The organism is Rhodococcus sp. NPDC127593 (assembly GCF_042671975.1).
GTDB lineage: Bacteria > Actinomycetota > Actinomycetes > Mycobacteriales > Mycobacteriaceae > Rhodococcus_F.
Genome location: NZ_JBHXWI010000038.1, coordinates 15449 through 38916, shown reverse-complemented (window position 1 = coordinate 38916; position 23468 = coordinate 15449). Strand labels below are relative to the sequence as shown.

The following is a 23468-nucleotide window of genomic DNA, read 5'->3' as shown; positions in this document are numbered from 1 at the left end:
TTCACACCACCCGTTCCCGCACCCGGCCGAACAGTCCGGCCGGACGCACCATGAGGATCGCGATGAGGACCACGAAGACCGCGATGTTGCTGTACTGGCTACCCAGCTCGAGAGCGGCGAACGACTCGACGAGACCGACGGTCAGACCACCGACCAGTGCGCCGGGGAGCGAGCCGAACCCGCCGATCGCCAATGCGACGAAGCCCTTGATGGCCAGCGCCGAACCCAGGGTGGCCACCGCGAACGTCTTGGGACCCACGAAGAGCCCGAGGAATCCGGCGAGCGCGCCCGAAAAGGCGAACGCGCCGAGAGCGAGCGCCCGGACGTTGACACCACGCAGCTGGGCGGCTTCGCGGTCCTCGGAGATGCCTAGGAGGGCGAGACCTGTCACGGTCCGGGTCAGGGCCCGGCCGAGGACGACCACCAGCACGATCGCCAGAATCAGCAGCACGATCTCGACCGGATACGTGCGGCCACCGAGGACCGTGATCGGATCGTTCGAACCGAAGAACGGGACGGTGAGCGGTTCGCTTCCCCAGATCAGCTGCGTCGCACCGTTGATCAGTGTCGCGGCGCCGAGCGTGGTGACGAGCTGATTCTGGTGATCACGGACCGGCCGGACTGCGATGATCTCCTCGATGCCGGCCAGGATCGTCACCGCCACCGTCGCTGTCACCGCAACGACGAGGATCGGCAACTTCAGGGTGACCAGTCCGGTGTAGGCGACGAAGGTTCCGACCATCATCAGCTGGGCCTGAGCGAAGTTGAACGTGTGGGACGAGATGAAGACGATGTTGTAGCCGATCGCTACGAGCGTGTAGACCGCCCCCAGCGCGAGGCCCGACCAGACTATGGTCACCGGAATCTCCTGTGGTCGAGTGTCACGCGCTCGGGTTTCCGTACTGGCCGTTGAGGAGTGGGCTCGGCGGCACGAACTTGTACGCTTCGTCTCCCGGTTTCGACGCGTGCGAGTCTGCCGAAAAGTGATAGGACGGCGAAAACGCGGTCTCGGCGCTGTCGAGGACTTCCTGGTTCTCGAGCGCATCGGCGAGGGCTTCGGGGTCGGACGAGGATCCGGCCTTGTTCGCGGCGGCCACGACGAGGGGCAGTGCGTCGTAGTTGTCCGCGAGGATCAGCGTCGACGGGATGTCGCCCATGGCCTTCATGTTGTCGACCATGGTGTTGACAGCGGTGTCGTCAGCGTCGAAAACCGTGCTCGAGAGGGCGTGCATGACCAGATTCGCCGTTGCCGGAGTGCCGAGCACACCTTCCGGTGCAGCCTTCGAGACCAGTGACGTTCCCGCGACCGAGGTGTTTCCGACGAGCGGAATGTTCCAGTCGAGCCGCTGAAGGCTCGCGAGAAGATATCCGAGTGGTGCCCCGTAGGCGTCCACGACGAGCGCCTGCGTGCCGCGGTTCTTCAGCGATTGCAGCTGCGCCGTCATGTCGAGTGCTGCGGTGTCGTATTCCTCGGATCCGGTGCTGCTCACGCCTTCGCCGCTCAGCGCGTCTTCCATCGCCTGTCCGAACACTTCACCGTAAGCGCTGCTCCCGTGGACGACGCCGACGGACTGGTATCCCTTGCCCTTGATGTATCGCGCGATGGTCTCGGCGTTTTCGGCCGGTCCCGACGCGAGGTCGAAGTTGAGCGGGTATTTCTCCGGATTCGCCGAATCCTCGGTGGGCCCGATGTTGAACGAGAGGATCTTGTTCTGCGCGAGGATCGGCAGTGTCGCGGTGGTGATGGTCGACGGGCCGGAGTTGAGAAAGAGGTCGGGCTTCTTTCCCGACGCGATGGCCTCCCGCAGCTTGGATACGGCCGTGGTGGCGTCGCCCGCGTCGTCGACAACGGTGATCTCCACTTGGCGTCCGCCGACGCCGCCGACCCTGTTCACCGCCTCGGCGCTTGCTTTCGCTGCGAGCACGGACGTCTGAGCATTCGCGGCGAGCGCGCCCTGCCCGCTGATTCCGCCGGTCACGAGCACCCGATACGGGCCGCCGGCGGCGTCGGCGTCGTCGGCGCCCGCGCCGGAACAGCCGGCGAGCGCGAGTGCGGTCACGGCGAGCGCCGCAGTGAGAGCTGAGGATCGAATTCGCATGGGCGCCCCTTTGACGTAAGCAAGCAAGTGCTTGGTTCGGCAAAAGGTAGCAGAACTAACGGTCGATGTCCGTCGAATGTCCCACTCGGCGGGAGGATCTCGACGGGCCGCACTCAGCGAAACGACTGCCGGACCACCGGTTCTCGCCGCTCGAGGATGGTGGCGGTGTGCTGGCGCACCATGCTGTCGAGGTGCTCACCCTGCGGTGCGAGCCAGAAGTCGCCCCGGTCGATGCCGGCGAAGACCAACTCGGCGAACGTGTCTGCGTCGAGTCCATCGGTGTCGAGCAGTTCGCGCATCTGCGCGACCATCCGATCGACGGCCGGATGGGAGACCGCCCCGAACGGGTTGTCGAAGACGGACGTGACGACGGGCCCCGGCGCGAGCACGCTCGCGGACACCGGGGCGCCGACCATGCTCAACTCCATCTGCAGGCACTCGGTGATCGCGACGACCGCGAACTTCGATGCGCTGTACGGCGACATCATCGGACCGGGCGCGAATCCGCCGACCGACGCCGTGTTGACGACGCGGCCGCCGCCCTGGTCGATCATGCGCGGAACGAACGCCCGAATCCCGTTGACGACACCCTTCACGTTGACACCGAGGGCGGCGTCCCAATCGGATTCGCCGAGTTGCCACAGGAATCCGGCGCGCATGATTCCGGCGTTGTTGAAGAGCAGGTCGACCCGGCCGAACGAGTCGAACGCGAGATCGGCCAGGGCGTGGACGGATCCGGAGTCGGCGACGTCGGTTGCGCACGTGAGGGCGGCTTCGCCCAGGTCGGCGGCCAGCCGGTCCAGTGCGGCCGTGTCGATATCGGCGAGGACCACGGCCATACCGCGGGCGAGCGCGTGCCGGGCTATCCCGGCTCCGATTCCCGAGGCCGCGCCGGTGACGACGACAACCTGCTTTTCACGTGTTTCCGGTTCCGTCACGGCTCGACCGTAGGACCGTCGTCGGCCGCCTCGGCCCGGGTTTCTCTCTCAATGGGAGGTCTTCACGTGCCGCGACGCCACAGCGGTTCGAGGTCGGGGCCCTCCTCGCCCTGCTGCTGCGCGCCCCGGAAGCGTGCCGCGAAGACGATCCAGCCGATGGCGGCCATGAGCAGGAAGCTGACCAGCCGGTAGACGACGATCGCGGACACCGCTTCGGCGCCGGTCATTCCGCTGGCGGTCAGCGCAGGGACGAGCACGGCGTCCATGACACCGAGCCCTGCGGGCAGGAGCGGGATGGCCGAACCCGCGGCGTTCCCTGCCGCGTACGCGACGGCGAGTCCGGCGAACCCGGGATGGGCGCCGACCGCGAAGCACGCGAAGGCGAGGCACGACGCGTCGGCGATCCAGTTGAACAGCGACCACCCGAACGCGCGGGCCGTGTCGCGGCGATCCATCCGGACGGCGCTCATCTGGTTCACGATGTGCTTCCACTGACGGACACCGGTCAGCGGAGGCTTCTTTCGAATCGCGTTGAATCCGCGCAGCGCGGTGATGCCGACACCTTCGAGGGCATCGGGTCGCGAAGCGGCGTACTGGGCCACGACCAGGAAGGCGCACAGGCCGCCGAACGTGAAGATCAGCGAGAACGGGTTGGTCTTGGCCCCGACGAGCAGTGCGCCCGCCAGTCCGACGAGCGCCAGGCCGATCGCCTGGAGGACGCCGGCCATCACCAGTTGCCACGTCGCGACCACCGGTGACGCACCCCAGAGGCGCGTCTGCCGGTATGTGAACGTCGTCGCCAGGACCGGACCGCCCGGCAGTGTCACGCTCATCGAATTGGAGGCGAACGTCACCGCGAGGGACTGTCGCTGTTTGACGTGCACGTCCGCGACCCCCAGCAGGCAGCGCTGGACCCGGGCGAAACTCGACATCGACGCCAGCGACGCCACGACGGCCGCGGCCACCCACCCCCATTCGAGGTCGCCGAGGTTCTCAACGCTCTCCGCGAGGTCCGGCCAGATGAGGACGATCTCCACCGCGAGCACGACGACGAGCAGTCCGCCGATCACCCATTCGACACGACGCCTGCGGGGCGTCGGGCGAGTGTCTTCTACATCAGTCATACGCATCCATTACACATGGCCGGTGATCACACCGTGTATCCGCCGTCGACGTCGAGCTTCTGTCCGGTGACGAATCCGGCCCGGTCGCTCGCGAGGAAACAGACCGCCTCGGCGACGTCGGCGGCGGTGCCGAACCGGCGTAACGGTATCCGGCTCATGGCGGCGTCGAGTGCGCGTTGATCGAGTTCTTCGGAGTTGATCAGCCGCTCGGCCATGCCGTCGGTGAGCATTCCCGGGCCGACCGAGTTGAAGCGGACACCGTAGCGGCCCTCCTCGGCGGCGAATCCCTTGACCAGCTGTTCGATCGCGCCCTTGGTGCCCGGTGACAGTCCGTCGGGCACCGGGAATCGGCTGGTGGCCGCGGTCGTGACCGCGACGACGGAACCGGACGCCTCCCGCAGCGCGGGCAGGGCGGCCTTGACGACGGTGAAGAAGGCGACGGCCTCCTGTTCGAGGTGCTCGGCGTAGTCCCGGGGAGCGACCTCGGACAGGTGGATCATCGGAATGTGCGGTCCCGCGGCGTGAACGAGGACACCGAGGCCGCCGAAGTGCTCGACGGTCTGCTTCACGACACTCGCGACGCGGGGTTGGTCGGTGAGGTCGGCGGAGAAGGCCTGCGCTCCGACGCCCCGGCCTTCCAGTTCGCCGACGAGGTCTGCGGCGACGTCGGCATTGGATCGGTAGGTGATGGCCACGTCGTGGCCGAGGGTCGCGAGTTGCCGTGCGATGGCGGAGCCGATGCCGCCGGTGCCGCCCGTGACCAGTGCGGCGCAGCGACGTCGGGGTGTGCTGGTAGCGGGTGTCGCCATGAGGAACTCCAAGCGTGTGTGGAAAGAGCGCCCCTAACCTAGCAATTGCTTGGTTTCGGTGTGCGGGGAACGGCTCACCCCAGCCGAGCGCAGCCTAGCCTGGCTATCCGACCAGGCCTTTTCGTCTTAGCCTGAACGCATGTCAGCTGAGAACGCCGAGCGCGCCGAGCGCGCCGAGCGCGCCGAGCGCGCCGAGCGCGCCGAGCCCTCGCGGCATCCGGACGAGCCGCACGCACCTAGTCTGGCGAGCCGCCTCAACTGGTTGCGGGCCGGTGTTCTCGGTGCCAATGACGGCATCGTGTCGACCGCCGGTCTGGTGGTCGGGGTGGCCGCAGCCACCACCGAGCGGTCGGCGATCTTCACCGCCGGATTCGCGGGTCTCGCGGCCGGGGCGGTGTCGATGGCCCTGGGCGAGTACGTCTCGGTGAGCACCCAGCGCGACACCGAACGCGCGATGCTGTCGAAGGAACGTCGCGAACTCACCGAGACCCCCGACGCCGAGTTCGAGGAACTCGCCGCGATGTACGAGGCCAAGGGGCTGAGTTCCGAGACCGCCCGGACGGTGACACGCGAACTCACCGATCACGATGCCTTCGCCGCTCACGTGGACGTGGAACTGGGCATCGACCCGGACGATCTGACCGACCCCTGGCAGGCCGCGGGATCCTCGGCGCTGTCCTTCACGCTCGGCGCACTCGTCCCGCTGCTGGCGATCCTCCTACCGCCTGTGCACCTGCGCATTCCGGTGGCGTTCGTCGCCGTGCTGGTCGCGCTGGCGCTCACGGGCACCGTCAGCGCGGCTCTCGGCGGCGCAAAGCGGACCCGGGCAGTGCTCCGCGTCGTGCTGGGTGGAGCCCTCGCGATGATCGTCACCTACGGAATCGGCCAGCTGGTGGGGACGAGCATCGCCTAGCCGGACGGCCGTCACTCGCTCCGGCAGATCATGACCGGACACGTCGCGTGGTGGAGCAGATTCTGGCTCGTCGAGCCCATCAGCGCGCCGAGCAGCGGTCCCCGGCCGTGGCTGCCGACGACGATCAGCTGGGCGTCCCCCGCATGCCGCAGGATGACGTCGGCTGCGGCGCCCTGCTCGGCCACCCTCGTCACCGACACGTCCGGGTATTGTTCCGACTCGCCCGCGAGGCCCTCGGAGAGCAGTGCCTCCTCTTCCTGCTTCACGGCGTCCCAGTCGACGAGCATGCCGGTGCCGCCTGCGCCGAGCCTGGGGGAGCCCTGCCACGTGTGGACGGCGCTCAGCGGCGCCTCGAAGAACGACGCGAACTCGAATGCGTGGCCCACGGCTTCGCGGCTGAGGTCGCTTCCGTCGACCCCGACCACCACCGGACGCTGGTCCGGCGTGGTGACCTCACCCCGGAGAACGATCACCGGGCAGGGTGCGCGGTTGGCGACGTGCAGCGCCGTCGAGCCGAGCAGCACCGAACGGATCGCTCCCGTTCCTGTGGATCCGAGCACGATCAGCCGGGCCCAGTCGGCGGCCTCGAGCAGTGCAGTGCCCGCGGGACCGGGACTGATGGTCGTCTCGATTTCGAGACCGGGGAACTTCGGTCCCAGCACCCTCTTCGCCGTCCCGATGATGGCCTCGCCGTCCTCGCGCAGCTGACTGAGGAACTGTGATTCCAGCATGATCGCGGCGGGGCTGTACAGCGGGCCGTCCTGCGGCAGCGCGTGCACGAGCGACAGCGTGGCACCCCACTTCGACGCGACTGCGGCGCCCCACAGGGCGGCAGCGGTGGAGGCGTCGGATCCGTCCAGGCCGACGACGACGGAATGACTGGCGGGTGTGCTCACGTCTGGCTCCCTTCGCTCACGCTGGTGGGTACTCCCCGACTGTGCCCTACTTCCAGACTTTTCGGGCCGCCTTCCGCGCGGTCTTCGACTCGGGTTTCACTTGCGGAGCCAGGGTGTCGCCGCGATCCAATTCGCGCTGCAGCAGCATGCCGAGGCCGAGGCTTGACTCGGCGGAGTGCTGATCCTCCGCGACCATCGCGAGGATGTGGTCCCGCGCGATGACGGCGTCCTGGTACTCGCCGAGCACGTCCTGAAAGCCCTTGAACTTCGTCTGAGCGCGGTCGGAGGCCTTCGGTGCCAGCGACCGCGTCGACTCGATTGCATAGCGCATTCGCTTGGCGCGCTTACGCGCTCGGTGTGTCAGTTCATCGCGCTCGCCCCGGGTGGTCGCGGCCGCCGCCGTCCGCACGCGCTTACGGACGGACTTCGACAAGGTGCGCAAGGACTTCGCTACGGCCTTCTTCGACGGGCCGCCGCCCCCGGACGACTCGACGGCGGCGAGGAACGTGTCGAGCCCGGCGAGCAGGTCGAGGTAGCGCTGGGAGTTCAGGGCGGCCAGTGCTGCGGGCCGGGCCGTCGCGGCGAGTCCCGAGAAGTACTCGTCGAGGCGCGCCCGCACGACCTCGCGGTCGGGTATTTCCTCGGCGCCACCCAGCCGATCCACGAGCCGGCTCCACTGCACCTCGGTGTCCCGCGCCGCGCTGAGGGCCTGACCGACCCAGCGGAGTTCGACGATCAACTCGTCGACGGTTTCCTGGTCGCGCAGGCTGGACCCGTACACCTGCAGGACACTCCGGATGCGCCGGGCCGAGACCCGGAGGTCGTGGACGGACTCCTCGAGGTCGCGCCGCACGCCGAGGTCGGCCGTCACGAGAGAATCCTTCTGCGCCGCCAGGTACTCCAGCAGCAGCGTCCGCGGAGCGGAGCCCTTCTTCCTGCGCGCGGGGCGCGGGGTGCCGGTCACCGCATCGCCGAGCGCCCGCCGCAACTTCGACGGCGCGTCCGATCGGGTGATTCCGGCATCGGTCAGCCGGGAGTCGATGGCGTCGAACAGGTTTCGGTCGCCAGCCGCGAGCTCCACTTCGATCTCGCGCCACACCCGCTCGTCGGATCCGGTTCCCGTCTCGGGGACGGCAGCGATCACGACGTCCGAAACGACCTCGGCGAGCGTCGTCCCCGCCGCGTCCACGAGCCGCTGCCGCTCGCGGTCGGTGCTGATGAGCGCGACCGGGTTCAGGGCGGCGCCGCGGGTGACGGCCGTGAGCAATTCCGTGAATTCCCGGGGCACCTCCGTCTCGGGGTACTCGGCGTCGGGCGCCAGTTGCAGCTCGGTCCGCTCGTCCGCTCCTGCCGGGATCTTCAGGTGCCAGCCGGCGTCGTCGCCGCCTTCCCGGCGGCGGAGGGTGATTCCGGCGCGGAGCAGCAGCAGTTCGCCCGTGTCGTAATACAGGGCGGACAGCTGGACGGTGTCGCGTCGCGGTTCACCGTCGACGCCCGGAAGCCCCGAGAGGGCCGGGAGTTGCTGCTCGGATGTCGCTTCGTACTTGCGTTCCACTTCGGAGACGGACGTCGCACTACTCATGTCACCATCCTTCCGCCTGACCGCGGTGAGGGAAAGAACGCGAGGTCAGCCCGGCCAGTCGAGAGTGCGCCGGCTCGTGAAGCGGCGACGGTCGCCCGAGATCGGGTCGACGAAGTCGACGGACCGGGCCAGCAGCCGCAGCGGCGTCGAATAGTCGTCGGCGGCAACGTCGTAGAAGTCGGGATAGAAGTTGTCGCCGTGGATCGGGATGCCGAGCGAACTCATGTGCAACCGCAACTGGTGCGTCTTGCCGGTGTGCGGCAGCAACCGGTACCGGGCCGCGTCGCCGTGAACCTCGAGGAGTTCGATGCGGCTCTCGCTGTTGGCTGGACCCTCGACCTCGTACGCCTTCAAGACGCCCCGCTCCTTGACGATTCGACTGCGGACGGTGGCGGGCAGCGGGAGATCGGGGTCGTAACGGGCGACCGCCTCGTACTCCTTGACCACCCGGCGCTGATCGAACAGCGACTGGTAGTCGCGCCGGATCTCACGACGCACCGTGAAGATCAGCACCCCGGCGGTCAACCGGTCGAGCCGGTGCGCCGGTGTCAGTTCCGGCAGGTCGAGGTCCCTGCGCAACCGGACCAGCGCCGACTCCGCGATGTACGCGCCGCGCGGGGTGCTGGCCAGGAAGTGGGGTTTGTCCACGACGACGAGATCCTCGTCGCGGTGCAGGATCTCGATCTCGAACGGCACTCGCTTCTCGACCGGCGGATCCCGGTACAGGTACACGAATCTGCGGGGCGCGAACGGGGTGGACTCGGTGATCGGCAGTCCGCGCTCGTCGACCACTTCCGCCGTCGCGACCTTCTCGCGGAGGCGGGTCTCGTCGTGCGGGAAACGCGCGACCAGGTACTCGAGCACGGTGGGCCACGAGCCGTCGTCCGGCATCCTCAGCCGCGTCGGGTTGAGGCCGTCGCGGACGGGAAGGGGGGCGTCGGGCACCCCGTCACGGTAGTCGACAGGCTGCGGAAATCCGCCGTTGACCGCGGGGGGACTCGTGGTTACTATCCGGTAAGTTTGTGACGCGGGCCACCCTGATGGCCGCTGAGGCGCGTCATCGGAGGATTTTCACGGGGGTTCGTGGTGATCGTGCGTCAACGGGCGTTTGGTCCGGGTGCAGTGGTAGTTGCTCTTGCGATGGCGGTGGGTCTCGCTGTCGCCCCGGCGGTGACGGCGTCGGCGGATCCGACGGGCGGGGCGGCCGGGGCTGGGTGGAACGCCGCGGTCGACGCGCCGCCCGAGTACCCGCTGATCGCGATCGACTGGGACGTCCCCATCACCATGAGTGACGGAACAGTGCTGAAGGCCAACGTCTATCGCCCCGCTGACGCCTCCGGCAAGCCGATCGACGCCAAGATGCCGTCGGTTCTGGGCGTCACGCCATACACGAAGCTGGTCGGCAACGTCGTCGACTCCGTGTTCGCGGTACCGGGCCTCGAGGACACGGTCGTCGACCTGGTGAACTCCTTCGATCTCGCCGGAACACCGTTCGACGGAGTCGGTGAAGCGGCGAAGGTGCTCACCGGCGGCGGCATGCGCGTCTTCGGCATCAACCGCGACCTCGTCCGGAACGGGTACACCCAGGTGGTGGTCGATGCGCGGGGCACCGGCTTCTCCCAAGGGGAATGGCAGGCGCTCGGTCCGCTCGAGCAGCAGGACTCCGTCGAGATCATCGACTGGATGAGCAAGCAGGGGTGGTCCGACGGAAAGGTCGGAATGGCGGGGGTGTCGTACTCGGGAATCAACTCGCTGCAGGCCGCGGGCCATCAGCCGCCGGCGTTGAAGGCGATCTTCCCGACCGAACCGGGCAACGATCTGCTCCGCGACATCGTCGGAACGGGCGGTGGTCTCGGCGTGGGATTCATGCCGCTGTGGCTGTCACTGGTCAACGGTCTCAAGTTCGTTCCCGACGTTCAGGCCATCGCGCAGGGGCGCTTCGACCAGCAGTGGCTGCAGGATCGGTTGCGGGATCCGCTGACGCTGTTCCCCGCACTGATCGAGGCCATGACCGCGCCGGACATCAGCGGTCTCGACCCCGACACGTTGCGGGTGGCGCAGGACGGCCGGTTCTACGAGGAGCGGAAGGCGCAGGCCGCGAACATCGAGGTGCCGACGATGGTCTACGGCGCGTGGCACGACATCTTCGCGAACAGCGAGCCGCGGGTCTACAACGACATCCCGCTGCCTGCCGGCGAGAAGCAGCTGATCATGAGCGACGCCTACCACATCTCGTTCGGTGGCGGCTTCGGTGAGCAGGGTGCGCCGCCGCGACTCGACGTCCTCGAACGCGCCTGGTTCGACAAGTGGCTGAAGGGCATCGACAACGGCATCGAGGAGTACGGCCCGGTCACGCTGTATCAGCAGGGCAACGGCTGGACCACCACCGATCAGTTCCCGCGGGCCGGCGTCGACTACCAGCGGATGTACCTGTCGGGTGCCCCCAGCGGCACCGCCGGGCACGCCACCCACGACGGCAGCCTGGTGTCGGCGAAACCTGGCGACGCGGCACAGCTCACCGTCGCACCCGGCCTTCGCGGGCTCTGTTCCCGCGACGGCGCACAGGGCACCGCAGGCGCGGCCGTCGTCTTCGGATCGGTGTGCAGCAAGGACTCCCGGTTCGCCGAGGCCGAGGGCCTGACGTTCACCAGTGCCCCCGTCACGCAGCCGACCGAGCTGTCGGGTCCGGTCAATCTGCACCTCGAGACCGTGCTGGACGCCCCGGACGGATTCTGGGCCGTGACGCTCAACGACGTCGCACCGGACGGCACGTCGACTCCGCTCACCAATGGCGCTCTCACCGCTTCCATGCGGGCCGTGGACGATTCGAAGAGCACCACGTCGGCGAACGGCGACTACACCGAACCGCACCATTATCTGACGGTGGACGCCCGTCAGCCGCTGGTTCCGGGTGAAGTGACACCGGTGGACATCAACTTCGTGCCCACCGACGCGGTCCTCGAACCGGGGCACCGGCTGCGCGTCGACGTGTACGCGGGCAGCGTTCCCCGGTACCTGCCGCTCGGACCGATGCTGGCCGACAGTCAACTGAAGCCGCAGCACGTCGCGTTGTCCCCGGAGCGGCCGAGTTTCCTCAATCTGCCGCTGGTCGGAGCGCAGGCGTGGTGACGGGTTCACGCCACGACCCGAGATCCGTAGGGTTGACGTCATGACCAAGTGGACAGCTTCGGACATCGTCGATCAGCGCGGCCGCACGTTCGTCGTCACGGGCGCCAACAGTGGTCTGGGGGAGGTGGCCGCGCGGGCTCTGGGCAAGGCGGGGGCGCACGTCGTGCTGGCCTGTCGCAACACCCACAAGGGGGAGGTCGTCGCACGCTCGATCGGTGACAACGCCGAGGTGCGCCGCCTCGATCTGTCCGACCTCGCCTCGGTGCGCGAGTTCGCCGCCGGCGTCGATTCCGTCGACGTACTCGTGAACAACGCCGGCGTAATGGCGGTTCCGCAGCGCAAGACCGCCGACGGATTCGAAATGCAGATCGGCACAAATCATCTCGGACACTTCGCGTTGACCGGACTGCTGCTCGACAAGATCACCGATCGGGTCGCCACGATGTCGAGTGCCGCACACCAGGCGGGAGCGATTCACCTCGACGACCTCAACTGGGAACGCGGCAAGTACAACCGCTGGAGCGCGTACGGGCAGTCGAAACTCGCGAATCTGCTGTTCACGTACGAATTGCAGCGCAGGCTGTCCGCGGCGGGATCTTCCGTCAAAGCGGTGGCCGCGCACCCCGGTTATGCGTCGACCAATCTGCAGGCCCACACCGAGTCGGTGCAGGACAAGCTGATGGCCGTCGGCAACCGGATCTTCGCGCAGTCGGCGGAGATGGGGGCGCTGCCGATGCTGTACGCGGCCACCGCACCCGACGTGATCGGCGGCAGCTACATCGGGCCGGACGGCTTGTTCGAGCAGCGTGGCCACCCGAAGGTGGTGGGCTCCAACAAGAAGTCGCGGGACGAGCACACCGCGCGGGCGTTGTGGTCTCTGTCGGAGGACCTGACGGGCGTCGAGTTCAAGTTCGGGTGACCCGACGCCCGTCGGGGTTTCTCAGTCTTCGGTGACCTCGAGGGTGACGTCGATGTTGCCGCGGGTGGCGTTGGAGTAGGGGCACACCTGGTGCGCCTTCTCGGTCAGCTCGAGCGCCTCGGCGCGTGGCAGGTGGGGGAGGGAGACCTCGAGGGTGACGGCGAGACCGAATCCACCGCCGTCCGTCGAGCCGATGCCGACGCGGGCGCCGACGGCCGAGTCGGCGACGTTCGCCTTCGCCTGACGGGCGACCAGCTGGAGTGCGGAGTGGAAGCATGCCGCGTATCCGGCGGCGAACAGCTGCTCGGGGTTGGTGCCGTCGCCGGACCCGCCCATCTCGGTGGGGATGGCGAGGTTCAGGTCGAGCCGGCCGTCGGACGTGCGGGCGTGGCCGTTGCGGCCTTCTCCGGTCGCGAGGGCTTCGGCGGTGTAGACGATCTTCATGGTTACTTCTCTCCTGTAGGGGTGTTGAAACTGTGAAGTGATTCGGTGAGCCGCGACAGGGTGTCCCGCAGGGCGACGAGTTCGTCGACGTTCATTCCCGTCGATTGAGCGAGTTCCGTGGGGATGCCCTCCGCGGCGGCGCGGAGACCCGCGCCCTTGTCGGTGAGGTGAATCCCGACCCGGCGCTCGTCGGCCGAGGAGCGCCGGCGTTCGACCAGGCCCAGCGTTTCGAGCCGCTTGAGCAGTGGCGACAGCGTGCCGGTGTCGAGTTCGAGGGCGTCGCAGATCTCGCGCACTCCGCGGCCGTCCCGCTCCCAGAGCACCAGCAGCACGAGGTACTGCGGGTAGGTCACTCCCAACGAGTCGAGCATCGACCGGTATCTCGCCGTCATGGCCCGGGAAGCCGAGTACAGCGCGAAGCACACCTGGCGGTCGAGGGCGAGGTTGTCGGTCACCACTGAATAGTTGCACACAACTTGGTTGTGCACAACCAAGAAACACGCTCGGTGATTGCGCTTACACTGTTGGCCAGTGACACGGGGTGCTACCCGGCGACGAGCCGGCGGCTGAGAACAGACCCGTCGAACCTGAACTGGGTAATGCCGGCGAAGGGATGTCGCGGAGACGGCCGTATGCGCTCATCCGATGTCTCGTCGCCGACCGAACGGAAGGTGGCAGCATGCAGCTCGACAAGCAGATCGTCCTGGTGACCGGCGGTGGGCGGGGCCTCGGCGCCGCCATCGTGCGATCGTTCGCGGCGCAGAACGCGCGGGTGATCGTGAACTACCGGAACAGCCGGGACGCGGCGGAGGAACTCGCGGCCTCCCTGGGCGCGGACCGTGCGGTCGCGTTGGGGGCCGACGTCACCGACGCCGGACAGGTGGCGACGCTGTTCTCCGCGGCGGAGGGGCACTTCGGTTCACCGGTGACCACGGTGATCAACAACGCGCTCGCCGACTTCTCGTTCAACGGCGACGCACGCGACAAGGCGGACGTCATCACGTGGGAGTCCTTCGACTCGCAGCTGCGCGGCAGCGTGAAGGCGACACTGCACACGACGCAGGCCGCGCTGCCGGGCATGCGTTCGCTCGGGTTCGGCCGGATCGTGAACATCGGGACCAACCTGTTCCAGAACCCCGTCGTCCCGTACCACGACTACACGGCCGCCAAGGCCGCGGCGCTGTCGCTGACCCGCACCCTCGCCGCCGACCTCGGTCCCGACGGCATCACCGTCAACATGGTGTCGGGCGGGCTGCTCCGCACCACCGACGCGAGCGCCGCCACTCCCGACGAGGTGTTCGACCTCATCGCGGCGAGCACCCCGCTGCAGCGGGTCACCACCCCGGACGAATTCGCCGACGCGGTGCTGTTCTTCGCGTCCCCGTGGTCGCGTGCGGTGACCGGCCAGAACCTCGTCGTCGACGGCGGACTGGTCAAGGACTGACATGACCGACGCCCGGCAACTGCACTTCAACGCGTTCCTCTTCAGCTGCGGGCACCACGGCGCCGCGTGGCGGCACCCGTCGTCCCAGGTGGAGCGACTCTGCGACATCACCTACTACGAGGAGCTGGCGCAGACCGCGGAGCGGGGCTGCCTCGACGCGGTGTTCTTCGCCGACGGGCATTCGGTGCGCGACCCCGCATCCGGAGGCGTGTGGTTCCTCGAACCGCTCACCGCGCTGTCCGCGATGGCGCGGGCGACGGAACGGGTCGGGCTGGTGACTACGGTGTCCACCACGTTCTACACACCGTTCCACGCGGCCCGGATGCTGGCATCCCTCGACCACATCAGCGGCGGCCGCGCCGGCTGGAACGTGGTGACGTCGATGTTCGACGCCGAGGCGCGCAATCACGGACTCGAGGAGATGCCGCCGCACGACGAGCGCTATTCGCGCGCCGCGGAATTCGTCGACGTGGCACTCGCTCTGTGGGATTCGTGGGGGCCCGACGCGCTCGTGCTCGACCGGGAGGGCATCTTCGCGGACCCGGCCGAGGTGAAGCCGGTCGAGCATCGGGGCAAGCATTTCCTCGTGGACGGTCCGCTGAACGTGCCGCGCTCGCCGCAGGGTCGTCCCGTGCTGTTCCAGGCGGGCGCGTCCGATCAGGGCCGCGACCTGGCCGCCCGGTGCGCCGAGGGCATCTACGCCGTCGCCTACGACCTCACGGCCGCGCAGAGCTACTACGGCGACGTGAAGCGGCGCATCCGCGCGGCGGGCCGCGACGCCGAGACGGTGACCGTGATGCCCGGTCTCGTGACCTACGTCGGCTCGACCGCCGAGGAGGCCCGACGGAAAAAGGCGGAACTCGACGCGCTTCTGCCCGTCGAACAGTCGCTGGCGCAGTTGTCGATGTTCGTCCAGCAGGACTGCAGTGCCTGGGAACTGGACGCACCCGTTCCCGCGCTGCGGCCGCTGTCGGAGTTCACCGGGCCGCAGGGCCGGTACGACACGATCCTGCGGATCATCGAGAAGGACCGTCCCACCGTGCGGTCGCTGCTGGGCACGTTGGCGGCGGGCGGCGGGCACTGCACCATGATCGGAACCCCGGAATCGATCGCCGACGAGATCGAGGTGTGGTTCCGCAGCGGCGGGGCCGACGGCTTCAACCTGATGCCGCCGCTCTACCCGAACGGCCTCGCCGACTTCGTCGACGAGGTGATCCCCGTCCTGCAGAAGCGGGGGCTGTTCCGCGCGGAGTATGAGACGGAGACCCTGCGCGACCATCTCCGGGGGCGCCGGCAGTGCCACCACAAAGAACACAACCTTCTCTAAGTACGCAACAGTGACTGTGAGCGTCCCTCCCCCCGACACTGGCTGTTATCGCGATCACACCGCGACGCGAGTTCGGACGAGGAGTGGCAATGCTGGTAGCACTCGGCTTTTTGATGGTGGCCGTGTTCATGTTCTTGATCATGTCCAAACGGGCCACTCCCGTGGTCGGGTTGATCGCCGTCCCGGTCGCATTCGGTATCGCGGCCGGGGCGGGCCTCGGCATCGGCGACATGATCACCGACGGGATCAAGTCGCTGGCGCCGACGGCCGCGTTGCTGTTCTTCGCGATCATCTTCTTCGGGATCATGATCGACGTCGGCCTGTTCGACCCGCTGGTGAAACTCATCCTCCGGCTCGTCCGCAACGACCCCATGCGGCTCGTCGTCGGCACGGCGGTGCTCGCGATGGTGGTGTCGCTGGACGGTGACGGATCCACGACATTCATCATCGTGACGTCCGCATTGTTGCCGCTGTACATGAAGCTGAAGGTCAGCCCCGTGGTTCTCACGGTGGTCGCCGGCCTGTCGAACGGCGCGATGAACATCGTCCCCTGGGGTGGACCGACGGTCCGGGCCGCCGCGGCGCTGAATATCTCGCCGTCGGACGTGTTCGTCCCGATGATCCCGTCACTGGTGGTCGGGCTGCTCGTCGTGCTGCTGTTCGCCGTGCAGCTGGGCTACAGCGAACGCCGCCGCATCGGAACGCTCCAACTCACCGACGAGCGCCTCCTCGTCTCCGCGGGCTCCGGCCTCCGCCGGTCCGCGACCGGCTCCGGATCCGGGGGCAACGGTGACACACCCCGAACCGGTGGCGGCTCCGGCGACGCCGGATCGGACGACGGCCAGGGCTTCGTCGACGGTCTCGACCCCGAGCGGCCCACGCTGCGACCGAAGCTGCTGTGGTTCAACGCGCTCGTGACCGTCGCGCTCCTCGTCGTGCTCGTGATGGACGTCCTGCCGATTCCGGTCCTGTTCATGGTGGCCGCATCGATCGCGCTGACGGTGAACTTCCCGCGAGTCAAGGAACAGCAGGAGGCGATCACCCGCCACTCGTCGAGCATCGTCTCCGTGGTCGCGATGGTGTTCGCCGCGGCCGTGCTCACCGGCGTGTTCCAGGGCACCGGAATGGTCGAGGCCATGGCGCAGTGGCTGCTCGAGATCATCCCGGCCTCGCTCGGACCGCACCTGGCCGTCATCACGGGCATCCTGAGCCTGCCGTTCACGTTCTTCATGAGCAACGACGCCTTCTACTTCGGCATCATGCCCGTCCTCGCCGAGACGGCGGCCACGTACGGCATCGAGCCGGTCGAGATGGCCCGCGCATCCATCACCGGCCAGACGTTCCACATGCAGAGCCCCCTCGTCCCGGCCATCCTCCTGCTCGTGACCCTGGCGGGTGTCCCGCTGGCGGACCATCACAAGAAGGTGCTGTGGCGCGCGGCGCTGGTGTCGCTGTCGATGCTGGTGATCGGTGTGGTCCTCGGGCAGATCCCCTGGTGACCTAGTCCTCGGTGTCGGTGTCGGTGGCGGGCCCTTCAGGGGTCGCGCCACCTTCGCCGCTCCAGTCGGCGCCCGAACTCTTGTCGTCCTCGGCCGGATCGGACATCACGTCCTTGTCCGCGCCCGGGGCGCCACTGTCGGTGGTCGTGGTCTTCGGTCCGGATGTGTCCTTCGGTGTCATGTCCGACGGATACCCCGAAAACGGGGTGCTCCAATCAGACGGACCCGGGTCTGCAATTCGAAAACTCCGTCGGGGATTGGCAGGTAAACAATACTTCGACGTAGTGTTCCCCGGGTTATCGACGATGAAGGAGTGGAACTGTGGCGCGCAAAGTTGTTGTCGAACGCATCGACGACATCGACGGAACTCCGATCAAGAACGGTAAGGGGGAGACCATTCCGTTCTCTGTCGACGGCGTCGACTACGAGATCGATCTGAAGGTCAAGAACGCCAGGGAATTCCACAAGACTCTCGACTACTACATCGAGCATGCAACTCGGGTCGGTGGAAGAAAGCGTCGGTCGACTCCTGCAGTGGCACCGTCGCAGGGACGTAGCCAGGCGAAGGAGATTCGAGAATGGGCGACCGAGCAGGGCTATGAGTTGTCCGCGCGTGGACGTATTCCTGCCGAGATCGAGGAAGCGTACAACGCAGCTCACTGAGTCCACGGTGTCGCGGGTGGTCGACGCCTCCAGCCGCCCTGTTTGGGTCGGCTGGAGGCTGCGGTCGGTCGTCAGTATCGGCGCGCTGCGTGAAATGACATGGAGTTCATGGCTACTCGCGTGACCGGCCGTCCCGGAGCGGGTGCGTGGACGACCGTGTCGTTTCCTGCATAGATCCCCGCGTGGCCGCCCCCGTAGAAGAGAACGACGTCGCCGGGCTGCAGGTCGCTCTCGTCCACGGCGGTCCCGTGTCGGAGTTGCTCGTAGGTGGTGCGCGGAACGGACACGCCGGCCTGCTTGTACGCCCATTGAACGAGACCGGAACTGTCGAAGGCGCGGTGGTCACCGGCGCCGAGGGTGCACGGAATTCCGATCCTGGATGCGGCAGCGTGCAGCGCGTGGCGTCCCGGCCGCACCGGAGGACGGCGGAACGTGTGAACCAGGTGATGTCCGTGGTTGCCGGTGTGTGGGTTCATGCCGTCGTTGCTCCAGTGCACTCGGTGTGGTGTCGCGACGTGGGGGACGTCTGATTACAGGGTGGTCCCAGTGCGGTCTGGGCGCATCGGCTGAACTACCCGGGTACGTGCCTGTCTTCTCTCTGCTCGGGCGCCGGAAGCGACGGCCGCCCGGTAGACCATTCGATCTGGTCGGTTTGGTACTCGCTAGTAGTGCGTGCCCCTCGTAACGTCGAACGGGTAAAGGTTATGCCAAAAGGAGTGGTCCGCTACGTCCTGTGGACTGGTGAAGGAAGGCGGACGATGACGATCCGAGAATCGGCGAACTGTGCTTTCGGTGTCGCACGCTTGGCGTTCGACGCAGGAGCTGCCCTCCTGTCCGTTGCCGTGGCTGTACCGGTCGCGTTCGCCGCGGGCGAGGCGAGGTCGATGGCACACTCGGCACGTGGCGACATCGCGCCGGCCACCGGGCCGTCGGACAGTGAGCACGTGCACGACCTGGGAACCGTCGTCGAACTGATCTAGCACGAATCCCGCGGGTCCGCTCCTCACCCCGTGCTGGAGTGAGCTCCGGTCATCAGGGCGGCGAGGTCGTCGGGTTCGAGGAAAGACGGGGGCGGCGGTGGTCCCCAGGCGTAGAGGCCGTGGAGTCCGTGTAGCACTTCCGGGCTCCAGAGTTCGTCTTCGGGGACGGTGTCCATGTCGGAGTAGTACTCGGAGAAGTTTCCCGCCGGGTCCTCGAGGTACCAGAAGAAGTTCGCGCCCGCGTAGTGCCGTCCGAGGCCCCAGACGTGCCGTTCGGGGTTGTTTTCGAGCATGGCGTGGGCGCCGCGGCCGACTTCGTCGATGTCATCGACCTGCCAGCTGGTGTGGTGCATGAAGTTCACCGGTGCGGCCATGACGAGGACGTTGTGGTGCTCGACGGAGCACCGCAGGAATGCCGCCTTGTCGCCCATGTAGTCGCTGACCTTGAATCCGAGACCGTCGGTGAAGAACTTCATGGTGGTTTCGAGGTCGGTGGACCCGATTACCGCGTGTCCGAGTTTGCGGGGGCGAACCGGTTCGGGGCGGGTGAGGAACGGGGCCCGTCCCCACCGGTCGATCCGGCCCGGACCGTTGTACGGCGTCGGCAACACCGCGGGGGCGATGACGATCCGGGGCCGGACCGCCGCCCGCACCAGGGTGCCGGTGACCGGTTCGACGGCACTGACGGACGTGCCGTCCTGTTCGAGTGCCACGCCGAGCCCGGTCAGCCGCGCCGTGATGGCGGCGATGTCGTCGAGATCGTCAGCGGCGACCGTCAACTCGACCAGTCGCCGCGTGGGCGTGTGGACGATTTCGAGTTGCTCGCCGCCGTTGCGGGTGGCGAACACCCCGTTCCCGCGGTGTTCGAGTCCGAATTCGGTGTAGTAGGCGATGGTGTCGTCGACGTTGGGGACGCCGATGGTGACCTTGCCCAGTCCGTGCAGAGCCATGGTTCGTCCCTACTTCGCGTCGGGGTCGGCGATGAAATGCTGGTGCAGCTGACCGATGCCGTCGATCCAGCTGTCGAGTTTTTCGCCGGCCTGCAGGAATCGCTGCGGTTCGCGGCCGACGCCGACCCCGGCGGGGGTGCCGGTGAAGATGACGTCACCGGGGTAGAGGGTCACATTGCGCGAGAGGGTGGCGATCAGCGTGGAGACGGGAAAGATCAGGTCCCGGGTGCGGCCCTTCTGCATTTCCTCGCCGTCGATGGTGCAGCCGAGTTCGAGGTCGTCGGGATTGGTGAACTCGTCCGGGGTGACCAGCCAGGGGCCTTGCGGGGAGAACCCAGCGAACGACTTCCCGAGGCCGAATTGCGGTGCCGGGCCGCGGGTCTGGGTGATCCGTTCGGAGATGTCCTGGCCGGCGGTGAGACCGGCGACGTGCGCCCAGGCGTCGGCCTCGTCGATGTTGGTGGTTTCGCGTCCGATGACGGCGACGAGTTCGATTTCCCAGTCGACGTTGCCGCCGGCGGGGATGATCACGTCGGTGTCGGGGCCGGTGAAGCTGGAGGCGTACTTGGTGAACACCGGCGGAAGGTGGGTGGGGGATTCGAAACCGGATTCGGCGGCGTGGGCGTGATAGTTCAGGCCGACCGCGAACACCTGACGGGGAGCCGGCGACGGTGCTCGGAGGAGGGAGCGGTCGATCGAGAAGCTGTCGTCGGAGAAGGCGGACAGGTCCTGTTCGGCTGCCCATGCAGTGACGTCGTCCCAAGCCTGGTAGACGGCGGGCAGTTCGGGGCCGAACCGGCCGCGGGAGGCGTGGGCGAGGTCGATGCCCCGCTCGGAACCCTCGTCTGCGATGGCGAGAGCGGCACGGCCGTCGATGTTGGCGATACGCATGAAAGTGGTTCTCCTGGAGCGTTGTCTGTTGTGAGTGGCTAGAGATCTGCGTTGACGGAGGCAGGTGTCGGCCTCGTTTCGGAAGGTTCGGGGGTGACCCGCCGCGGGGACGGCAGGGCCACGAAGGCGACGGCGCACAGCACCGTCAGCGCGGCGACGACATAGAGGACTGCGGTGTAGCTTCCTGTTCGGTCCACCACGGCACCGACCCACAGGGGTGCGATCCCGCCGCCGAGGACGAATGCCATGTAGGGGCCGGCATAGGCCTTTCCGAAGGCGGCGAGACCGAAGTATCGGGACGTGAAATAGCCGACCATATCCAGCTCGGCGCCGAGCATGCATCCCAGAGTAAAGGCCAGGACAGGGGCGAATCCGACTCCGCCGACGGCGAACAGCACCACGCCGGTGGCGCACAGCAGGCAGAGCGAGGCTGCGACCGCGGTCGGCCGGAGGATGTCGATGAGCAGTCCGATCACCAGTCGGCTCAGGATCACCGCGAGTCCCATGATCGATGCGATCGACGCCGCACCGCCGACACTCATCCCGTACTGCCGAAGCATGGGGACCAGGTAGGGGACGAGGCCGGTGAAGGCGACCGACATCAGGCCGAATGTGAGAATCAACCGCCAGTAGAGGGGGTTCCTGCGGATGGTGGCGAAGTCGTCACCGTCGTGGGCCGGCCGTCCGGGCGTGTCCTGCGTACTTCCATTTCGGGGTGCAACCTTCAGGAGGAAGAGGGTCGGGAGGGTTCCGGCAAGCGCGATGCAGGCCAACGTGAGGTAGCCCAGTCGCCATCCTTCGAGTTCGATGACGCGGCCGATGGCGACCGGAATGATGGCGCCGGAGAGCCCCATTCCCATCATCGTGATACCGAGCGCGAGGCCTCTGGCGCGGTCGAACCAGCTGCTGACCGCCCGGGTGAAGGCAATCGGTCCGGAACTCGCACCGAAGAATCCGATCAACGCCATCGCTGTCATGTAGGCCGGCACGGAGTGCACGACCGTTCCCAGTGCGGCGAATCCGGCTGCCAGGCACAGTGCTCCGGCAATCGTCGGGGCCTTGACTCCGAACCTGTCGACGGCGTAACCGACGATGGGGGCGGCGAGCGCCATCCCGAAGGTCAGCAAGGTGATGGACAGCCCGTACATCGCAGCGCTGAGGCCGATCTCCCTACCGAGATCGCTGGTGAACAGACCCGCCGAGTAGATGGCGAGCCCGGATACCCCAGTGCCGACACCCACGGCGGCCGCTGACAGAGTCGGCCACCCGCGCCGGAATTCGTCCCCGCGTGACATGGTCAATGCCTTACTCCTTTGTTGCGGTGGTGATGACCATCACTGTTCCTGTTCTCGGGTTATCCGGGAAGCGGCAACTCGTGATGGAGGGAATTCGTGCGGCGAATAGACCCTGTTCGGACGGGTGTCACGCGCACACGAGTGCTAGCGGCCGGCGCGTCTCCCCAGGATCCGTCGTTGCGATGCCGTCGCCGCGCTCACGAGAGCGGACGGATCACGCCCGAGCACTACTCCGCCCCGCTTGACGAACCGCCCGCCGATGAGCACCGAATCGACATTGCCCCCGTGAGCGGCGAGAACCACGGACGCCACCGGATCGAGTACAGGTACCAGGTTCAGGTCCGTTGCGCGCACCAGGATGATGTCGGCCTGCTTGCCGGGAGTGAGCGAGCCGATGCGATCGCCCTGCCCGACCGCTCTCGCCCCCTCGATGGTGGCGAATGCGAGCACATCTTTCAGGAACACCTGCGCACGATCGGCCGCGACGGAGCTGTGGCCGCCGCCCATCCACGAACGGTGGTAGCCGAAGAGCATTCGCATCTGCGTGAACATGTCTCCGCTGCATTTGGTTTCGGTATCCCCGCTGAGGCTCGGTCGTACGCCGGCGGCGAGCATGCGGTCGAGGGGGACGTCGCCGATGCCCTGTGAGTTGAGCTCGCAGTGCACGCCGATCGACACGGTGGCACCGGCGTCGGCGATCATCGCGAGTTCGACGTCGGAGGAGCGGCAACAGTGCACGAACGTCAGGTCGTCGGCGAGAAGTCCGGCCTTGTCGTACTGCGCGACGGCGTGGACCGGTTCGTTGTGCGCGTACGCACCGGCATGCACCGATGTGCGGATGCCCAGGTCACGCGCGAGGGCGAGGTCGGCCTGCCACACCCCGGGCGCCGTCATCTCGGGGCCCCTGGCCGCCATGGCCAATGTCACGAGTCCGCCCGGGTCGGAGAAGTGCTGCTTCTGCAGCCGTTCGATGTCGGCCGGGTGGGTGAGCATGCTGTTCTCGGTCCACCGGCCGTCGCCCTGCAGTGGCCATCCGTGGCCGAAGACGGCACGGATACCCGCCTCGCGCAGACCGGTGACCGCAGCGTCGGAATGCTCGGGCGAGTTCTGGATGTGGGACCAGTCGAAGAGGGTGGTCGTCCCGGCACTCAGCGCCGATACAGCGCCGAGGAGGTTTCCGATCTCGACGTCCTCGGGTTCGTACGCGGCCCCGATTCCCCGGAGCATTTCGTCGAAGTATTGGAGGGGATCGAGTTCGGCGTATCCGTGCCGCATGACGCTCTGCCAGGTGTGGCGGTGAGTGTCGACGAATCCGGGGAGCGCGATCATTCCGTCGACGTCGAGGATCTCGACGTCTGGTTCGACGTCGATCCGCGAGTCGATTCCTGCGATCAGATCGTCGCTGATCAGGATGTCAGCTCGGTCGAAGTTTCCGATCGCCGGATCGACGCTGACGACCGTTGCTCCCCGGAGGAGAGTGCGGCGTGGTCGGGCATGACTCGGGTCCATGAGTGTCCTGTTCGGAGAGAGGCAGATTGACTGCCTTCAGTCTCATTTTCCCGCGGT

At 67.3% G+C, this 23468-nt stretch carries 24 protein-coding genes and 1 riboswitch; of the genes, 8 read left to right on the top strand and 16 right to left on the bottom strand.

The window, feature by feature from the left end; translation table 11 throughout:
* Position 1: 1 nt before the first annotated feature.
* The 5 genes from ACFVJ3_RS30970 to ACFVJ3_RS30950 form a co-directional block, all read right to left on the bottom strand.
* Positions 2 to 859 carry a branched-chain amino acid ABC transporter permease gene (locus tag ACFVJ3_RS30970; RefSeq protein WP_378455712.1) on the bottom strand — a complete coding sequence of 286 codons (858 nt, stop codon included), beginning with the start codon at positions 857 to 859 and terminating at the stop codon, positions 2 to 4.
* A gap of 22 nt (positions 860 to 881) precedes the next feature.
* Positions 882 to 2099, bottom strand: a complete 1218-nt coding sequence (locus ACFVJ3_RS30965; protein WP_378455711.1) for an ABC transporter substrate-binding protein — start codon at positions 2097 to 2099, stop codon at positions 882 to 884.
* Between the two features lie 113 nt (positions 2100 to 2212).
* On the bottom strand, positions 2213 to 3037 hold the full coding sequence (locus tag ACFVJ3_RS30960; RefSeq protein WP_378455710.1) for an SDR family oxidoreductase: 825 nt from the start codon (positions 3035 to 3037) through the stop codon (positions 2213 to 2215).
* A 62-nt stretch (positions 3038 to 3099) separates the two neighbouring features.
* Complete coding sequence (locus ACFVJ3_RS30955; protein WP_378455709.1) at positions 3100 to 4161, bottom strand: YbhN family protein; 1062 nt, start codon at positions 4159 to 4161, stop codon at positions 3100 to 3102.
* 26 nt (positions 4162 to 4187) lie between these two features.
* The gene (locus ACFVJ3_RS30950) at positions 4188 to 4970 is read right to left on the bottom strand and encodes an SDR family NAD(P)-dependent oxidoreductase (RefSeq protein WP_378455708.1); all 783 of its coding nucleotides are present in this window, start codon (positions 4968 to 4970) and stop codon (positions 4188 to 4190) included.
* Between the two features lie 139 nt (positions 4971 to 5109).
* Between ACFVJ3_RS30950 and ACFVJ3_RS30945 the strand changes: the two genes are divergently transcribed.
* Positions 5110 to 5883 carry a VIT family protein gene (locus ACFVJ3_RS30945; RefSeq protein WP_378455707.1) on the top strand — a complete coding sequence of 258 codons (774 nt, stop codon included), beginning with the start codon at positions 5110 to 5112 and terminating at the stop codon, positions 5881 to 5883.
* Between the two features lie 11 nt (positions 5884 to 5894).
* Here the strand turns inward: ACFVJ3_RS30945 and ACFVJ3_RS30940 are convergent, their stop codons facing one another.
* The 3 genes from ACFVJ3_RS30940 to ACFVJ3_RS30930 are packed head-to-tail and all read right to left on the bottom strand — an operon-like array spanning position 5895 to position 9306.
* Complete coding sequence (locus tag ACFVJ3_RS30940; RefSeq protein ID WP_378455706.1) at positions 5895 to 6779, bottom strand: universal stress protein; 885 nt, start codon at positions 6777 to 6779, stop codon at positions 5895 to 5897.
* Between the two features lie 46 nt (positions 6780 to 6825).
* Positions 6826 to 8361, bottom strand: coding sequence for a CHAD domain-containing protein (locus ACFVJ3_RS30935; RefSeq protein WP_378455705.1), 1536 nt, complete (start codon positions 8359 to 8361; stop codon positions 6826 to 6828).
* Between the two features lie 45 nt (positions 8362 to 8406).
* Positions 8407 to 9306 (bottom strand): pseudouridine synthase, encoded by a 900-nt coding sequence (locus ACFVJ3_RS30930; protein ID WP_378455704.1) that lies wholly within the window; start codon positions 9304 to 9306, stop codon positions 8407 to 8409.
* Positions 9307 to 9501: 195 nt separating this feature from the next.
* Here ACFVJ3_RS30930 and ACFVJ3_RS30925 point away from each other — a divergent pair, with 195 nt between their 5' ends.
* Both ACFVJ3_RS30925 and ACFVJ3_RS30920 read left to right on the top strand, forming a co-directional pair.
* A complete protein-coding gene (locus ACFVJ3_RS30925; protein WP_378455703.1) occupies positions 9502 to 11490 on the top strand; it encodes a CocE/NonD family hydrolase in 1989 nt (662 codons plus the stop codon).
* Between the two features lie 40 nt (positions 11491 to 11530).
* Complete coding sequence (locus ACFVJ3_RS30920; RefSeq protein WP_378455702.1) at positions 11531 to 12409, top strand: oxidoreductase; 879 nt, start codon at positions 11531 to 11533, stop codon at positions 12407 to 12409.
* A 21-nt stretch (positions 12410 to 12430) separates the two neighbouring features.
* Here the strand turns inward: ACFVJ3_RS30920 and ACFVJ3_RS30915 are convergent, their stop codons facing one another.
* Positions 12431 to 12853: an organic hydroperoxide resistance protein gene (locus ACFVJ3_RS30915; protein WP_378455701.1), complete on the bottom strand. Its 423-nt coding sequence runs from the start codon at positions 12851 to 12853 to the stop codon at positions 12431 to 12433.
* Between the two features lie 2 nt (positions 12854 to 12855).
* Complete coding sequence (locus ACFVJ3_RS30910; RefSeq protein WP_378455700.1) at positions 12856 to 13308, bottom strand: MarR family winged helix-turn-helix transcriptional regulator; 453 nt, start codon at positions 13306 to 13308, stop codon at positions 12856 to 12858.
* Positions 13309 to 13380: 72 nt separating this feature from the next.
* Positions 13381 to 13484, top strand: a riboswitch (TPP riboswitch).
* 48 nt (positions 13485 to 13532) lie between these two features.
* Here ACFVJ3_RS30910 and ACFVJ3_RS30905 point away from each other — a divergent pair.
* From ACFVJ3_RS30905 to ACFVJ3_RS30895, 3 genes are all read left to right on the top strand, one after another.
* Complete coding sequence (locus ACFVJ3_RS30905; protein ID WP_378455699.1) at positions 13533 to 14297, top strand: 3-oxoacyl-ACP reductase; 765 nt, start codon at positions 13533 to 13535, stop codon at positions 14295 to 14297.
* Position 14298: 1 nt separating this feature from the next.
* Entirely contained in the window at positions 14299 to 15624 is a 1326-nt protein-coding gene (locus tag ACFVJ3_RS30900; protein ID WP_378455698.1) for an LLM class flavin-dependent oxidoreductase, read from the top strand.
* Positions 15625 to 15713: 89 nt separating this feature from the next.
* On the top strand, positions 15714 to 17123 hold the full coding sequence (locus ACFVJ3_RS30895) for a CitMHS family transporter (protein ID WP_378455697.1): 1410 nt from the start codon (positions 15714 to 15716) through the stop codon (positions 17121 to 17123).
* A 1-nt stretch (position 17124) separates the two neighbouring features.
* Here the strand turns inward: ACFVJ3_RS30895 and ACFVJ3_RS30890 are convergent, their stop codons facing one another.
* On the bottom strand, positions 17125 to 17304 hold the full coding sequence (locus ACFVJ3_RS30890; protein WP_378455696.1) for a hypothetical protein: 180 nt from the start codon (positions 17302 to 17304) through the stop codon (positions 17125 to 17127).
* Between the two features lie 140 nt (positions 17305 to 17444).
* Here ACFVJ3_RS30890 and ACFVJ3_RS30885 point away from each other — a divergent pair, with 140 nt between their 5' ends.
* Positions 17445 to 17786: an Lsr2 family protein gene (locus tag ACFVJ3_RS30885; protein WP_378455695.1), complete on the top strand. Its 342-nt coding sequence runs from the start codon at positions 17445 to 17447 to the stop codon at positions 17784 to 17786.
* Positions 17787 to 17857: 71 nt separating this feature from the next.
* Here ACFVJ3_RS30885 and ACFVJ3_RS30880 read toward each other — a convergent pair whose 3' ends face one another.
* Positions 17858 to 18262, bottom strand: coding sequence for a C40 family peptidase (locus ACFVJ3_RS30880; RefSeq protein WP_378455694.1), 405 nt, complete (start codon positions 18260 to 18262; stop codon positions 17858 to 17860).
* A 282-nt stretch (positions 18263 to 18544) separates the two neighbouring features.
* Here ACFVJ3_RS30880 and ACFVJ3_RS30875 point away from each other — a divergent pair, with 282 nt between their 5' ends.
* Entirely contained in the window at positions 18545 to 18766 is a 222-nt protein-coding gene (locus ACFVJ3_RS30875) for a hypothetical protein (RefSeq protein WP_378455693.1), read from the top strand.
* A gap of 23 nt (positions 18767 to 18789) precedes the next feature.
* On the opposite strand, the gene ACFVJ3_RS30870 is transcribed toward ACFVJ3_RS30875, so the two are convergent.
* The 4 genes from ACFVJ3_RS30870 to ACFVJ3_RS30855 all read right to left on the bottom strand — a co-directional run bounded on the left by ACFVJ3_RS30870 (position 18790) and on the right by ACFVJ3_RS30855 (position 23411).
* Positions 18790 to 19716: a VOC family protein gene (locus tag ACFVJ3_RS30870; protein WP_378455692.1), complete on the bottom strand. Its 927-nt coding sequence runs from the start codon at positions 19714 to 19716 to the stop codon at positions 18790 to 18792.
* Positions 19717 to 19725: 9 nt separating this feature from the next.
* Complete coding sequence (locus ACFVJ3_RS30865) at positions 19726 to 20607, bottom strand: fumarylacetoacetate hydrolase family protein (protein WP_378455691.1); 882 nt, start codon at positions 20605 to 20607, stop codon at positions 19726 to 19728.
* A gap of 38 nt (positions 20608 to 20645) precedes the next feature.
* Entirely contained in the window at positions 20646 to 21902 is a 1257-nt protein-coding gene (locus ACFVJ3_RS30860) for a CynX/NimT family MFS transporter (RefSeq protein WP_378455775.1), read from the bottom strand.
* A gap of 144 nt (positions 21903 to 22046) precedes the next feature.
* The gene (locus tag ACFVJ3_RS30855) at positions 22047 to 23411 is read right to left on the bottom strand and encodes an amidohydrolase family protein (protein ID WP_378455690.1); all 1365 of its coding nucleotides are present in this window, start codon (positions 23409 to 23411) and stop codon (positions 22047 to 22049) included.
* Positions 23412 to 23468 lie beyond the last annotated feature (57 nt).